This window comes from Granulicatella sp. zg-84 (genome assembly GCF_010892375.1).
GTDB lineage: Bacteria > Bacillota > Bacilli > Lactobacillales > Aerococcaceae > WM01.
Genome location: NZ_WNJX01000006.1, coordinates 33,726 through 50,105, shown reverse-complemented (window position 1 = coordinate 50,105; position 16,380 = coordinate 33,726). Strand labels below are relative to the sequence as shown.

Annotated in this window: 13 protein-coding genes; 4 read left to right on the top strand and 9 right to left on the bottom strand. The window is 32.8% G+C overall.

The window, feature by feature from the left end; all coding sequences use genetic code 11:
• Positions 1–16 precede the first annotated feature (16 nt).
• Positions 17–457: a MarR family transcriptional regulator gene (locus GMA06_RS02475; protein WP_163561583.1), complete on the bottom strand. Its 441-nt coding sequence runs from the start codon at positions 455–457 to the stop codon at positions 17–19.
• Between the two features lie 139 nt (positions 458–596).
• Here GMA06_RS02475 and cbpA point away from each other — a divergent pair, with 139 nt between their 5' ends.
• Together cbpA and GMA06_RS02465 are read left to right on the top strand one after the other, a co-directional pair.
• Entirely contained in the window at positions 597–1,238 is a 642-nt protein-coding gene (gene cbpA, locus GMA06_RS02470) for a cyclic di-AMP binding protein CbpA (protein ID WP_163561582.1), read from the top strand.
• Between the two features lie 237 nt (positions 1,239–1,475).
• The gene (locus GMA06_RS02465) at positions 1,476–1,685 is read left to right on the top strand and encodes a DUF1829 domain-containing protein (RefSeq protein WP_345940867.1); all 210 of its coding nucleotides are present in this window, start codon (positions 1,476–1,478) and stop codon (positions 1,683–1,685) included.
• Between the two features lie 212 nt (positions 1,686–1,897).
• On the opposite strand, the gene GMA06_RS02460 is transcribed toward GMA06_RS02465, so the two are convergent.
• The 7 genes from GMA06_RS02460 to GMA06_RS02430 all read right to left on the bottom strand — a co-directional run bounded on the left by GMA06_RS02460 (position 1,898) and on the right by GMA06_RS02430 (position 13,150).
• Complete coding sequence (locus tag GMA06_RS02460; RefSeq protein ID WP_163561580.1) at positions 1,898–6,916, bottom strand: S8 family serine peptidase; 5,019 nt, start codon at positions 6,914–6,916, stop codon at positions 1,898–1,900.
• Between the two features lie 222 nt (positions 6,917–7,138).
• Positions 7,139–8,371, bottom strand: a complete 1,233-nt coding sequence (gene pepT / locus GMA06_RS02455) for a peptidase T (protein ID WP_163561579.1) — start codon at positions 8,369–8,371, stop codon at positions 7,139–7,141.
• A 15-nt stretch (positions 8,372–8,386) separates the two neighbouring features.
• Positions 8,387–9,190: a Nif3-like dinuclear metal center hexameric protein gene (locus GMA06_RS02450; protein ID WP_163561578.1), complete on the bottom strand. Its 804-nt coding sequence runs from the start codon at positions 9,188–9,190 to the stop codon at positions 8,387–8,389.
• Positions 9,174–9,890 carry a tRNA (adenine(22)-N(1))-methyltransferase TrmK gene (locus GMA06_RS02445; protein ID WP_163561577.1) on the bottom strand — a complete coding sequence of 239 codons (717 nt, stop codon included), beginning with the start codon at positions 9,888–9,890 and terminating at the stop codon, positions 9,174–9,176. The genes GMA06_RS02450 and GMA06_RS02445 overlap by 17 nt, the downstream gene beginning before the upstream one ends.
• A gap of 117 nt (positions 9,891–10,007) precedes the next feature.
• Positions 10,008–10,934: a manganese-dependent inorganic pyrophosphatase gene (locus GMA06_RS02440; RefSeq protein WP_163561576.1), complete on the bottom strand. Its 927-nt coding sequence runs from the start codon at positions 10,932–10,934 to the stop codon at positions 10,008–10,010.
• Between the two features lie 86 nt (positions 10,935–11,020).
• Complete coding sequence (locus tag GMA06_RS02435) at positions 11,021–11,989, bottom strand: competence protein CoiA family protein (RefSeq protein ID WP_163561575.1); 969 nt, start codon at positions 11,987–11,989, stop codon at positions 11,021–11,023.
• Positions 11,990–12,061: 72 nt separating this feature from the next.
• Positions 12,062–13,150 carry a 3D domain-containing protein gene (locus GMA06_RS02430; protein ID WP_163561574.1) on the bottom strand — a complete coding sequence of 363 codons (1,089 nt, stop codon included), beginning with the start codon at positions 13,148–13,150 and terminating at the stop codon, positions 12,062–12,064.
• A gap of 322 nt (positions 13,151–13,472) precedes the next feature.
• Here GMA06_RS02430 and GMA06_RS02425 point away from each other — a divergent pair, with 322 nt between their 5' ends.
• Positions 13,473–13,949 (top strand): nucleoside 2-deoxyribosyltransferase, encoded by a 477-nt coding sequence (locus GMA06_RS02425; protein ID WP_163561573.1) that lies wholly within the window; start codon positions 13,473–13,475, stop codon positions 13,947–13,949.
• A gap of 59 nt (positions 13,950–14,008) precedes the next feature.
• On the top strand, positions 14,009–15,631 hold the full coding sequence (locus tag GMA06_RS02420) for an ATP-binding cassette domain-containing protein (RefSeq protein WP_163561572.1): 1,623 nt from the start codon (positions 14,009–14,011) through the stop codon (positions 15,629–15,631).
• 69 nt (positions 15,632–15,700) lie between these two features.
• Here GMA06_RS02420 and GMA06_RS02415 read toward each other — a convergent pair whose 3' ends face one another.
• The gene (locus tag GMA06_RS02415; RefSeq protein WP_163561571.1) at positions 15,701–16,315 is read right to left on the bottom strand and encodes an NUDIX hydrolase; all 615 of its coding nucleotides are present in this window, start codon (positions 16,313–16,315) and stop codon (positions 15,701–15,703) included.
• Between the last annotated feature and the right edge of the window lie 65 nt (positions 16,316–16,380).

Here is a 16,380-nt window from a genome sequence, read left to right as displayed (position 1 = left end):
TATTAGAACATCATGTTTAAAATTTATCTTTGGCACATTCTAAATTATATTCAATTTGCTTTAATGTTTCTAAAACGATATGAATATTTTCTTTAGAAATTCCTTGGAGTAAGGTACTGTGAAATTCATCAAAGAATTGTTTCACATAATCTGCTTTTTCCTCGCCAATGTCTGTTAACACAATATATTTATAGCGTTTATCTGTTTCATCTTGCTCCACACGAATAAAACCATTTTTTTCCATACGCTTAATCAAATTGCTCGCAACTGATTTTTGTATATGTAAAAGTTCTTGAATATCTTTGATATTGGTTTTTTCATCTTTTCTTTCTTTTAAAAAGAAAACAACATGTCCTTGCGGGCCACCTAAATGTTCAATATTGTGTTTTTTCGCAACAGACTGACAAAAAACATCTATTTGTTGCCCTAATTTTTTTAAATCAATCTTCTCTTTCATAATACCTCCTCCTAACTAATGTTTTTTAGTTCTCATGAGAACAAATAATACACGTGTTTGTGAAAGAAGTCAATTATTTTTTGTGGTTTCAATAGAAAAAATCTGTTATGATGAAGATACGACATTTAAGGAGATATTTATGATTATTCAATCTATTATGATACCAAAAGAAGCTGTACATACAGTGACTACAAAAGATACCATTGCCATTGCCTTAGATATTATGGAAGATCATAATCAACGGTGTATACCTATTCTTGATCCATCGAGTACCTTATATCGTGGCAACATTTATAAGTACCATATTTATAGACATCTTGTCCAAGGGGGTTCCCTTGACGAACCTGTTACAACACTCTTGAAAAACGCTACAAAATTCGTTAAAAATACAGATGCTTTTTTTAAACTTTTTTTCACATTGGGTGATTTACCCTATATTAGCGTCTTAAATGATAAACATCATTTCTTAGGTATTATTCGACATACAGATATGTACGAACTATTGTCACAATCTTGGAAAATGACGGAATCTAGCTACGCTTTAACAATTAGCGTACCAGATAATGTAACTGGACTAGATAAAATTTTAAAAATCATTTATAAATTTACAACTATTACCGGACTAATTACACTCGACCGTGAAGAATTTACACTTAGAAAACGTATTATGGTAATGTTCCCACCAAATTTTACAAAGCAACAACTTCAAAAATTAACAAACAAACTCACAGCAAAATCATTTGATGTACTTGAAGTCGAAGACTTAACACATGGTATTTAATTAAAATCAAAGTGGTGAATTGACATTTTAAACTGTCAATTCACCACTTTTAATAATTGAGTACCATATCTCTCACAACGAAATCATAAGCGTAGGAGGACTGTTCAAATTATTTATTAAGAAGTAAAATCAACATGTACTCACAAATACTCATTTACTCTTACCTATATAGACTACTCTTGTCTAACTTTTTATTCCAATAAATATATGACTATGTAAATATCATAGTTTGTTAAAATCCATAATAAACGCAACTCTCAACAAGTGACTAATATTCTTGTGAGTTGGCTAGATACAATCGAAAAGCGTCAATTAAATTATCAAGGACAAGAAAATTTATTTATTATTTTAAGTAATGATGGCTATAAAGAAGACTCTGAACAACATATTTTATCTCTAAAACAGTACAATATTGAAGTTCTTGATTTTAATAATAAACAACATTAGAAAAACTATTTTCATCGTCATGTTGATAACGTGTTTTTCTATATCTATCAACATCATCAACGATACATTTTATCCTATGATGATATATCTTATCTAATTTAATAAAAGTATCTCCAACATTAAAAGACTTAGCATCAACTGATAAAAACCCTTGATGCTAAGTCTTTTTGATTTCTTGTCAAACTGTTATGTGAATAGCTTCTTTTCTATGTCTAATCTTTTCTTACTTTCCATACAATAGGTAATAGCACAAAAATAATGATTATCATTCCGACATTTATATCAGCTTGTCCTGTTTTTGGTAAAACACGTTGTTGTTTTGCTTTATCATCTATTTGTGTTTGATTTCTATTCTCTTTTACATTTTCAATAATTGGAGCAAATTCAACACCACCAGTATGCTGTTTAAGAATTGTTACGGTAACTGTTTTAATTTCTACTTTTCCGTTTGCGTATATTACCTCAACTTCTATCACTCGTTTGTCTTTTTCTTGTTTAATAGACAGTACACGATACTGTGCTGCTGATTCTTCTCCGAAACTATCTACAACAGGAATTAAGTCATGATAATTAATAGCTGACGTATCATATACTGCAGCATTCTCTTTAACGATTGCGTGATAGTCGACTTCCACGTCTACTTTCACCGTTGTTTTCACTATTTTTCCATTTGGTAGAGTAGCTTCAATTTCTAATAGATTTTCACCAGCTTTTAGCGGTTGCGTTGATAAGACACGGATATGACTTAATAATTTTGAATTTCCTAGACTATCCGTTACGTTAATCACACTAGTTAAATCAATGTCTTTATTAAATGGTTTATAAACGGTATAACTATCGTTAAAACTGTAATGAACAATCACTTTAAATGGATATGTTTTTTCTGTTACATTCCCTGCTCTATCTGTGGCTCTCACCGTCAATGTATACTCTCCCGGAGTATTTAAAGATTCACCGTGATATGCTTGCCCATCAATACTCATTTCAATGATTGCCTCTTCATTTGCATTTGCTTGTAGAGTACCAGATACTTGTACTTCTTGGTTTTCATCTAATCCTGTTACACTGACTTCTGGTTTAATATTATCATATACAAACTGATAGCGTTTTGTGAAATGATTGCCGAAATTATCTGCCATTTCAATAAATAGTGTATTGCCATTTGTTGAATCAACAGCATATTCTTTAGACTGCTCATTATCGAGTACACCGTTACTTGCTATGTGATCATAATTTAATACCTCATTCCCATTGATAAACAAACGGTAACCATGTCCATTATCACTAGCTGTCGCCTTTAAGGGATAAGGATTTTTATTTGTATAAATTGTCTCGTTATCAATCGTTCCCGGACCGTTTAATGTGATATTTGGCATTGTTTTATCGTAATAAACGGCATAACTACCTTCATAAATCGTTTGACCATCCAATCCAATCGCTTGAATCGAAATATGATTGTTGATTTCTTTTAATGGATAGCGATGACTAAATCTCAATCCTTTATCAACCGGAACAACTTGTCCACCAATCACTAAGTGACTAATTTTTTTATTTACATGTCCCTCTAAAACGAGTAAATCATTTGGCTCCACAAGTTTACTATCAGCATTGATATAGTTAAATGCACTGACACCAGATGTCATATAAACATTGAAAGGAGCATTATCCTCATCTTCAAAAACAGTATTTAAAGAAAGAGATGTCTCATTTCCTGCACTATCTCTAGCCACAATTTTTAAAACTCTCGTCCAGTCGACCGTCGCCTCTCCTGTAAATGTTCCGTCTGGATTTACTGTAAAATTCGTAAATCCTGCTCTTACAGAAATTGGATTGTTTGTATTATCGGTAACTTTTCCTGTAATTGTTATTTTATTCGATGTTAATGTCTGTAACACATTCACATCATGGGACGTAATCGCTAAAGTTGGTGGTTCAGTATCCTTTGTTAACGTAAACTGTGTATCCTCATTTGATGAAACAATAACTTCACCTTTTGCATTTTTACCAACAAAAGTCACCATATTTTCTCCCTCATGTAAAGGCAAATCAACTGTAAAGGTATCCTCATCAATGACTGCTTTATGCCCATTGATAAATAACTCGGCAACTTGTTTACCAACATGCCCTTTCAAGCTATAGGTCGCTTTATCTTCTGATAAAAATTTATGTTTCGCACCAATTACTTCATTCGTTGCATTGTAAAAAACAACAGATGTTTCATCTAAAACAATCACTTCTGTTTTTACATTAAATACTTCATCAATCGCTCCGACTGTAATCGTATGAGGTTTTCCATCTTGTAAAGACGTACGTGGCACACGATATGTATAAACACCATCTTCTTCTCCATCATCGTCGTCATACAGTGTTGTTTTCTCTTCATTATCAACATACGCACCCACACCGTCCTCGGCAAGTCCTATACCACCGTCATTATCTACCGCTTTAAATTTAATAACAAAATCGTCTCCTTCATATTCTTTTGAAAGAATTTCTAATGTCGGTTTTGTTGTATCAATTTTAAATGGTAAATATGTATATTGCTGTTTTGTAAGATTAGATCCAACACTTGCCGCAATACGCATATAATATTGCCCGTCTTTTAAGGCTTCATACTTACCAGTTTTCTCATTGAAAACTTTGCCGTCCCAGTATCCATTCGTAAAAGCAACCAAACTTTTATCCTTATACAATGGTTTTTTTACATCTTTTGCCGTAGTCAGATGTATTAAACTCTCGGCTTTTTCACTTTGTCGATCCACAACATCCACATCCAATGTTTTTGCCGAACGAAGTAAACCCAATATTAAATTTATACTATCATAATTATCGTCATCATTTGGTGAAAAGCCAACTTTATCCCAATTTATTTTTTCTGAGAATGTCATGACATCAAATGCAGAGCCTAAATAAGAACCCCCACTAACAAGTCCTAATGTGTCATATACGCTACCCGTTTCTGATTTTGGCTTATCTAAAATCGGTTCTGCACCCCAATCACCAACAAATCCCATATATGGGAAAACTAAATCTACACCTTGTTGATCTGATTTAAAATACACATATCCTTGTGCAAACTGATTACCAGATACTTGTGACACATCTAATGTCACTTGGACTGTTGTCGCATTATTAGCAGGTACCGTCACTATTTGTTTATCCGTTGACACACTTGCTTGTGTCAGTGGTATCGCTCTAAGTTGTTTTGTATCCTCTGCTGTTGTTTCTGTCAAAACAGGACTAGCATCCAGTGTATATGTTCTATCTTGATTGCTATAGTTGGTTAATGTCAACGTAAATGATACAACACCACTAATTTCTTTTAACGATTTTGTAGCTTTTCCTGTTTCCTCTGTTATTAACACTTTATTTTTAAGAGCATTATCAACGTCAGCTAATCCAGCTCCTTGTCGTCTTGGACTTACTGGTAATCCCGTATTTCCTGCTGTATCAATTAATGGTGTTGCTGTGTTTATAAGTGATAATGTTGAAAAACGTTGCACATCATCAACAGTAATACCTTCTTGTTTTAAAGCACCTAACATCAACGCTAGTAATCCTGATATATGTGGCGCTGCCATTGATGTACCAGACATATTACCGTATGTATTATGATTTAAAGTTGAATAAATATGCCCTCCTGGTGCCATAACTTCTGGCTTAAAAGTTAATTCAGGACTTGGCCCATAAGACGTAAAACTAGATACTTCATTAGATCCTGTATAATCATTTTTATGGAAATCAATTTTAACTTTCGATGTTGTGTCATTGATTTTTTGTTTTAACAATTCTCCAGTTGCTTTATCAACAATGACAGACGGAATAGCATAATTATCTACTCCCGCCATACCAAATTCACCCTCAACATTATTCGCCATAATAATACCAATAGCACCATGGTTGATAGCTTCACTAAATTTTTCACTAAAAGTAATATCTCCTCTTGTGATAAAAGCAACTTTACCTGTTACATCTTTATCTGTATAATCATCAGCACTTCCTAATCCAACATCAACAATAGCATACTCTCTTGCTTTATCCCATGCTTTAGCATTTGTTGCCACTGTATACACAAATTCCGTATCATTTAACATACCATAATAGCCTGTTTCAGTCGCATTATTAGAGGAAGCAACACTCAATGCATGCTCTGCTGTTGACGGAGAACCTACGGCTGCATTATCTGTTAAACCTAAAGTATTTAACGGTATTCGACTATGATCGTCTTCCGTAGTACTCAATGCTGCATTCCCAGCAGAAACTACCACAAGTACACCTGATTCTCTTGCTTTTTTTATTGCAATATGCTCTGGATCATCTTCTGAAGCAAATCCATTATCTGTTCCTAAACTCATATTGATAATATCTGCACCATGCTTAACAGAATCTTCAATAGCAGATACAATCGCATCTTCATAAGCAGTACCTACATCACTATTATTTGAGAAAACTTTCATCGCTAAAAGCTGTGCTTCTGGAGCTACACCTCGTACACCATTTCCAGATGCCATATCTTCATCTGTGGCATTGGCTGCAACAATCCCTGCAACGTGCATGCCGTGCATCGATTTTCCAACCGCATCATTATCAATGACAATATCATTGCCATCAGCATAGTTATAACCATACGGTACTTTTATCGTAAAACCAGATTTTACCGTTTGGATTTTTGCACGATTAGGATCGCTTAAACGCATATCTTTATGCGTAATATCAATCCCAGAATCGATAATAGACACAACCATGCCTTCACCTTTATAATGTCTGTCTTGCCATATTTGTTGAGCATGTGTCAATCCTACAGCATTCGACATCATTTGATAATAAGTTCTAGCGATTGACACTTTTTTGACACCTTTGATTGATGATAAAGATGCTACATATTTTTCAGAAACATCTAAACTAAACCCTGATACTAAATAAGAAAAATCATTTTGAAACACAATGTCATTATTTGTTATTTTCTTAATATCTGACTTAATCGTCTCGTACCGTTCTTTTGTACCACCATCTATTTCAGCAACAGTATCTGTTTGAATGATGACACGTACACGTTTATCGCCTCCTTTTATGCTCAGTCTATTTTTTTCTTTAATGTTTCTTAAAGCAGTAATAAATTTTTCATCTTGTTGTAAAACTGGTTGTGTTTCTTGTCCATAAATTATTTTCCCAAAACAAGACAAAAAAAGAATCACTATCAAACATACACGACTCATTTTTTTGAAAATCATCATATCCCTCCCAATTTTTATTTAATATTTATAATATGTCAAAAAGATTAAGAAAATAAAATAAACATTAAAATTTGATTTCATTTCAACACATTAAATTTTCATAATCAACAATACTCTTTCCTATTCAACGATAAAATTACTTCAATAAGAAAATGCTCGACATCAACGTATAAAAAACGTTGATGCCGAGCTTTTGTGAATACTATTAAATTTACTATATTATAAATCAACACTTAAGCGTACGATTTCAACAATGACATCGACCGCTTTTTGCATAGATTCCACCGCAACAAATTCGTAGCGACCGTGGAAGTTTTCTCCACCGGCAAAAATATTTGGTGTTGGTAATCCCATAAAGGACAATTTTGAACCGTCTGTTCCACCACGAATAGCATTCATGATAACTGGAATATCTAAGTTTTCCATTGCCTTTTGAGCTAAATGAACTGGTGTCATATCTTTTTGTAAAATTTCACCCATATTATAATATTGGTCTTCTAGTAAAACAGATACATTATCTAATCCTAATTCGGCATTCATTTCTTTTGCCAATGTATCAAATAATTGTTTTTTTGCTTCAAATTTTTCTCTATCGTGGTCACGAATGATATAAAGTAATGTGGCATCTTCAATAGTACCAGACATACCCATTAAATGATGAAATCCTTCACGTTTTTCTGTTAATTCAGGTACTTCTTTATTCGGCAAACGTCTATCAAATTCTGTTGCCAATGTCATTGCGTTAATCATAACACCTTTTGCTGTACCAGGATGCACATTTTTTCCTTTAAATTTTACTGTTGCTTGTGCAGCGTTAAAACTTTCCCATTCCAATTCACCAACACGACTACCGTCCATTGTATAGGCAAAATCGGCTGCAAAGTCAGCTACATCAAACAAATCAGCACCACGACCAATTTCTTCATCTGGACCAAATGCAATTTTAATATCTCCATGCTCAATTTCAGGATGTTGTAATAAATAATCAACCGCTGTGACAATTTCAGCAATACCTGCTTTATCATCAGCACCTAATAATGTTGTACCGTCTGTTGTAATCAATGTTTGTCCTTTATAGTTTGCCAAGTTTGGAAACTCTGATACACGCAAAACAATATTTTCTTCTGCATTTAATACAATATCTTCTCCATGATAGTTTGGATGAAATTGTGGATTGATATTTTTTCCATTAAAGTCTGCTGTATCAACATGGGCTAAAAAGCCGATTGTTGACACTTTTTTAGTTGTATTGCTTGGTAATAAAGCCGTCACAAATCCATTACTTTCATGATATTTAACATCTGACAAGCCTAATGCTTCTAGTTCTGGCATTAACACTGTTTTTGAAAACTCTACTTGATTTTGTGTAGACGGAACTGTTTGACTATATGCATCTGATTGCGTATCAAACTTAATATATGTTACAAAACGTTCAACTAATTTTTCTGTCATCTTTTTTCCTTCTTTCTAAAATACAAATGGGTCTGTATTCACTTGTGAAATATATAATGGTATATCATACTCATTCATTTTAACCCATTCTTTATAGATAGCAAATAATTTATCTTTACAAATACTTTCAATATAATGCCCAGCATCAATCGCTACAAGTCCCTCTGCTAATAAATCTTGGGCTTGATGATATTTAATATCACCTGTAATATATACATCTGCTTTATGTTTAAGGGCACTTTCATAATAATCCATGGCTGAGCCTCCACATAATGCAACTTTTTGAATACGTGTTTTTTTGTCACCGACAAAACGTACACCATGTGTGATATACACATCATTTACAAGATTGCCTAATTCTTCCAATGTCATTGGATTTTCGAACATTCCGACACGACCAGTACCATACTCTTGTCCATTTTCCAATGTGCCAATGACATCCATCACACAAATATTCTGCAATCCTAATGACTGTGCTAACCAATCATTCATGCCTCCATTGGCATTATCTAAATTGGTATGTGCAACATAAACATTGATACCCTGCTCTATCAATTTTAAATAGAGCATCCCTTTATCGTTATCCGAACAAATAGATTTGACACCTTTAAAAATAATCGGATGATGTGCAATTATTAAATTGGCACCTTTACCTATGGCTTCCTCCACAACTTCAATTGTGACATCTAAAGTAAATAAAATCCCTTTTACCTTTACATCTCTTCTTCCGATTTGTAGCCCCACATTATCCCAACTCTCAGCTAAATAACGTGGTGCTAATGTTTCAATAACCTCTATCACTTCACTTACTGTGGGCATTACCTAACATCTCCTTAATGACACGTTGCTTTTCTCTAAACAATAAAATTTTCTCTGACTCATCTGTTTTTGCTTGCTTTAATTGTTTTATAACTGATTCATATTTATCCAATTCTAACATCCACTTTTGTACAAAAGCTGTTTCTTTACGATCTGGTAAAAATACCCCAAATTGTAATTGCTCTAACGAGTACTCTATATCATCTTTTGATACCGTCGCCACAATAACTTCATAAATTTTTTTGTTTTCTTCTATAATATATTCTTCAATAATTTTGTATTGATGTGCCATTAACCATTTTCTGACATGCTGTTCCCCTATATTTGGCTGTAAAATAAGAGTATTTACTGTTTTTAATTGCCCTTTTATATAACCACGTTCTAAAATTTTAGAAATCAAATCGCCACCCATACCACAAATAGTTACTGTATCAATCTTGTCGAGTTCTTCAATAGCATCTAAACCGTCTGCTAAACGAACAAATACTTTCTCTTCTAAACCTTGTTCTTTCACATGTAGACACGCTGATTGAAAAGGTCCGTCAACAACTTCTCCAGCCACAGCATACGTAATCTGCTCATTTAACGCTAAATAACAAGGTAAATAAGCATGATCGGAACCTATATCTGCTACTCTTGCATCTTTTGGCACAGCGTTGGCAACTAACTCTAATCTCTTTGATAATTTTTCAACGTTCAAACCCGTTCTCCTTTGTTATACCATTTTTATAATATGGGGAGTGAGCATTTTTTGCTCACTCCCCAACACACGATATTATCTCTATCGATAACGAGTATCAATAAAACATCAAACCTATTATCCTAAAACTTCTGTTAAAGCTGGGACAACTTGTTTTTTACGTGATACGACACCTTCTAATACAGCAGTATGGTTTGCTAATGTTACATTGAACGCTTTTTCAACAGCTTCCTGTGGTTCTCCTGAAACAACAACAACTGAATTACTTGTTAAAATATTTGTGATTACTAAAACAAATAAATCATAGTCATTTTCTTTATTTTCTTTATCCATTGCTGCTTCTAATACATCTTGTTTCACTAATAATTCATTTTCATCAACTGTGTTCACTTGTGCAATACGTACTGTTGTACTTCCCATAGGGAATGATTTTGCATCTAAGTTTAATAATTCTTCAATGGTTTTGCTTGATAAATTTGTTCCTGCTTTTAATAAATTTAAACCATATACATTAACATCTACTTTTGATAATGCCGCTAATTCATGTGCAACATCAATATCTTCTTGTGTGCATGTTGGTGATTTAAATAATAATGTATCTGAAATAATTGCCGACAACATCAATCCAGCAATGTGAGATGGAATCTCAATACCATCTTCTTTAAATAATTTATACAAAATAGTAGCTGTACAGCCTACTGGTTCAGCACGGTAATACAATGGATTTGCTGTTTCAAAATTGGCAATACGATGATGATCCACAACAGAAAATACTGTTACATCTTTTAAGTCTTTGACACTTTGTTGTGCTTCATTGTGGTCAACCAAGGCAACCGTATCCACTTCATTAGATACTGTTTCTACCACACGTGGCGCTTTCACACCAAAATATTCTAAAGCAAATTGTGTTTCTTCATTTGGGTTTCCTAAAGCAACTGGTTCTGCTTCATGATTTTTTTGTGTTAATAAATATGCATAGGCAATCGCAGATGAAATTGTATCTGTATCTGGATTTTGGTGCCCAAAAACAAGTAATTTTGTCATAAAATGACCTCCAAAATATATGATAACTCTATCATAGTAGATTTTCATCATAATGGCAATTATTAAATTTAAACAAAGAAAATTTTTCACTGTTTTTTGATAAAGACACTATCTTGCATACAAGTAATACAATTTATTTTTTCCAATACAAATAATGCATCATACATAAACTGATAAATAAATGTATGTTTATCAATTAAAGGCATTTCTTTTAAACGAATAATATCATGCTTAACAAGCCACACTAAATATTGAAAAAGAATATAAAATGTTACTTTTTTATCTTTTTGAATTTTACAAAAAACATAAATAAGAACCTCGATAAAAGAAGTAGCCAATCCTAAATAATGCTTTTTTTGTATGAATAATACCGACGGTAAATAGCATACAGCAATACGCCTCTCATATAAATAACGTAAACATGCTTTTGACAGACATCTTTTACTATACTGATTTGGTGTTTGTCGAACATTTAATTGATACCGTTTTGACTGATTACTTAATAAATCAACAAGAGTAATAGCATGTGTATAGCCTACTGTTTTTTGATATAATTTTTTTGTTTGAGTATTTAAATGAAATAAACTTAATACAGGTGTGGTTTGAGCGAAAAAAAGATTATGAGATAAAAACAATTTTCTCCCTACAATCCAAATAACATGATATCCCTCTTTAACATATCCTTCTGTTCGTTGACGTATTTTTTCACTTGAGATAAAACTACATTGAAATTCAATCACATATTGTTGATGCTTATAAAAAAATAAAATATCTGGTCTTTGTTTTAAGGTTTTGATATACGGCTCTAGTACTGGACAACAACTATGCTTAGACAACAAATCGTATAAATACTGCTTACCTTGTACATGCTCTATCGTTTCCCCTTCACTAAACAAGTTTTGTGAGCATACTTTTTTATGTGCAAAATAGGGTGTTTTTACTTTACCAATTTTTAATACTACTTCTTGTAAACAACTTGGACAATAATAGTCCTCTTCTTTAGTTGCCAGTTTTGCTTGGCAATAGTGATGTCGATGATTTTTCGCAATAAGCATTTTCCCCTCCTACTAATTATATATGCAAAAAAACCACATTTTTGACAAATGTGGTTTTCAATCATCAGTTTCTTAAGGTTTATCTTTTAAAATAGTCACAGTTATATTTTGTCTGCCAAATTTTATAGCATCCTCAACACTGACCATATGAATATCGATTTTATTTCCTTTAATTGCACTTCCAACGTCGGCTGCTAAATAAACACCAAAGTTTGGAATATAAACATAAGATCCTAATGGAATAACACTTGGATCAACAGCAATTACTTTAGGATTGATACGTAAATCAATTCCCATTTTCGTATGATGTGTTAATCCTGGTTCATTATAAGAATAAGCCGTTGCATGTACTGTCAACGTTCGACCGACAAAGGTATTTTCTGCTGTCGATACTTGTGTTGTTTGTTGCGTTTGTGTCGTTGTTTCTGCTGGTTTTTCTTTATTCTCCTGTACAGATTGTGTTGTCACTTGTGCAACAGTCACTTGTTTTTGTTCTTGCATCATTTTTTCAAACATTTCAGTTAATTCAAGTTGTTTACGATATTTTTCTTCTGCCAATTTATCTAAATAATCGCTATTACTAGCAATTTTTTCTGACAGAACTTCTTTTTGTTCGCTTAAGCGTACCGTTTCTTCTTCCAACTCTTTCTTTTGAGCATTTAATTGAATAATTTGATCTTTATGCTCCGCTTTTAAACGTTGTAAGTCTTTAAAAGATTGTTGTGCAGACGTCAAACGACTATTCGCCGCATCTTGTAACTGTGCCATTAAATGATACCGTTCAAAAAAATCAGTAATACTCTCAGAAGATAACAAAATATACAAAATATCATTGACTTCATCTCGAATTTGTATTTCTCTTAGTCTATCTTTCGCTTGTAACCTTCTTGATTCAACGATTTTTTCCTGATCAATAATTTTTCTTTCCGTTTCTCGATATAGTTTTTTACTTGTTTCAATGTCTTCAGTTAACTGAGAAACTTTATTTTGCTTTTCTTGTAGTGAAGTCACAAGCGATTCAATTTGTATTTCTATATCTTTTGATTGCTTTTCAATCTGCTCTTTTGAAGCATCTTCTTGAGCATAAGCTATATAAAGACTGCTTACAAAAAAAGAAAATCCAATGAACAAGAAAAATCGTCTTGATTTTCTTTTTAACATAGGTCACTCCTTTACTTAATCTCATTCTATCAAAGCAAGAATACATTTATGTTACTAAAAAATTACATTTAAACTCATTCTGTCTTTAAAATGTATTATTTTTATATCTTTCTGTTATTTTTGTAACAAAATCGTAATATAAAGAGCTGTTTTTTGTTCTTCTATATTGATTAACAAAAATCCAGTTATTATCTACTCTAATTAGTTGATAATAAAGACTTTTTACATTATGCTATACGTAATACATCATCAATGAGAGATGGAAATAGACTTTTTGATGACTTTAAAATATCTATAAATGATAACACTGGAGGAAACAAATATGACAAAAATTTATTTTGCTAGTCCTTTATTTTCAGAAATGGAACAACAATACAATCGCTATGTGGTAAGTTTAATTCGCCAACAATTTCCAACACTAGATATTTATTTACCACAAGAACAAGCAGACATTAACGATAAAAGTGCGTACGCCGATTCTAAGCTAATTGCTAAAGTTGATACAGAACAATTATTAAGCAGCAATATTATGGTTGCTGTTTTAGACGGTGCAAGCATTGATGTTGGTGTGGCAAGTGAAATCGGTGTTGCTTATCAAGCAGGCATTCCAATTATTGCCTTATACACAGATAGCCGTCAGCAAGGGGCAATAAATCAACAAAAATTAGATGCATTACAAGATATTGCTGAATCGCAATTTTCATACATCAATCTATATACAGTAGGTCTTGTGAAATTAAATGGAAAAGTCGTTGATACAACAGAAAAATTATTGAATACTTTAAAGGACTATATTTAACTTTTGAGTCTATATATGATAAAATAGGCAAGAATTTATAATGAAATGAGGTAAAAAATTTGCTTACAGTATCAAACGTTAGTTTACTATTTTCAGATCGCAAATTATTTGATAACGTAAATATCACTTTTACACCTGGTAACTGTTATGGGGTTATTGGTGCGAATGGTGCAGGAAAATCAACATTCTTAAAAATTTTATCAGGAGAAATTCAAGCAACAACAGGTGATGTCTTTTTAGACCCACATGAGCGACTATCAGTTTTAAGCCAAAATCACTACGGCTTTGAAGAATACGATGTTTTAGAAACCGTCATTATGGGAAATAAACGTCTATATGATATTATGAAAGAAAAAGATGCCTTATATGCAAAGGAAGATTTTTCAGAAGAAGACGGTGTTCGTGCTGGTGAATTAGAAGGCGAATTTGCTGAATTAAATGGATGGGAAGCTGAAAGTGATGCGTCTATTCTCCTACAAGGATTAGGTATTACAGAAGATTTACACAATAAAAAAATGGCTGAGTTAATTGAACCTCAGAAAGTAAAAGTCTTATTGGCACAAGCATTATTTGGTCAACCTGATGTCTTATTACTAGACGAGCCAACCAATGGTTTGGATAAAGCATCTATTGACTGGTTGTCCGACTTTTTATTAGACTTTCCCAATACTGTTATTGTCGTTTCTCATGACCGTCACTTTTTAAATGTCGTATGCACACATATGGCTGACGTTGATTTCGGCAAAATCCAACTATATGTCGGAAACTATGATTTCTGGTTAAAATCAAGTCAATTAGCCGCAAAATTAGCTGCTGATGCGAATGCGAAAAAAGAAGAAAAAATTAAAGAATTACAAGACTTTATTGCACGCTTTAGTGCAAATGCCTCTAAATCCAAGCAAGCAACTTCTCGTAAAAAAATGTTGGAAAAAATTACACTGGACGATATTCAACCGTCTTCTCGTAAGTATCCTTTTGTTGGCTTTACGATTGATCGTGAAATCGGAAATGACTTATTGATTGTTGAAAACTTATCAAAAACGATTGATGGCGAAAAAGTATTGGATAATATTTCATTCACCTTATCAAAAGACGATAAAGTTGCCTTTTTAAGTAGAAAAGATATTACGACAACAACATTATTTAAAATTTTAACGGGTGAAATGGAAGCAGATAGTGGTACATTCAAATGGGGTGTCACAACAAGCCGCGCTTACTTACCAAAAGATACAACGGAAGAATTTAGCTCAAACTTATCTATTTTAGAGTGGCTACGTCAATACGCTCCACAAGAAGAAAGCGATAATACATTCCTACGTAGTTTCTTAGGTCGCATGCTCTTCTCTGGTGAGGACGTAATGAAGGAAGTAAACGTCTTATCCGGGGGAGAAAAAGTACGTTGTATGTTATCAAAAATGATGCTATCAAAATCAAATGTATTGATTTTAGATGACCCAACAAATCACTTAGACTTAGAATCTATTACTGCTTTAAATGACGGTATGATTGCCTTTAAAGGTTCTCTTCTATTTACATCACATGACTACGAATTTATCAATACAATTGCAAATCGTATTATTGAAGTTTCTCCAAATGGTGTTGTCGATAGATTATCTACCACTTATGAAGAATATTTAAGTGATGAGGCTGTACAAGCACGTGTCAATGCACTATACGAATAAAACAAAAGGACCTCGAAGTAAATGCTTCGAGGTCCTTTATATTATACTCTTTAAATCAATATGTGATAATCAATCAACAACTACTTTCCAATCACTATTTTGATAAGCATCAAAACACATCTCAATTTCTTTAACTGTCGTCTTTGACTCAGCCAGTTCTGGTAATTCTGTTAACTTAAAATAGCGACTAGCTAATGTTTCACTGTTACTTATAAACTCCCCTCCTAATACCTCACACGTAAAAAAGAATTTATAAACACTAAAAATATTCTTCTTTTGATGATGTTTTGCCATGTCTAAAACGGCAACCAACTTATCTATCTTCACATCCAATCCTGCCTCTTCTTTTACTTCTTTTATGGCATTTTCAGTAGGCGTTAATAAAATATCGCACCACCCGCCCGGTAAAGACCACAGACCTGTTTTCTCTTGAACTAATAAAATAGTATCCTCTTGAAAAACAGCTGAACGCACATCTACTTTAGGTGTTTGATAACCTTTTTCTGTTAAAAATAAATCACTTACTCTTTCTAAAGAATAAGACGTTTTATTTGATAAAATTTCTAGAGAAATATCTTTAATACGCTCATATCTTTCTAAATCAAAAATATCTTTTCCATAAAATAAGCCTGCTTGTGCTAAACTTTGTAATTCAAGTGCTAATGAAAATAATTTTTCTGCCATAAATAATCCACCTTTCTTACACTAAGCATAGCACATTTTAAAAATAAGCACCACTTGAGTATTCA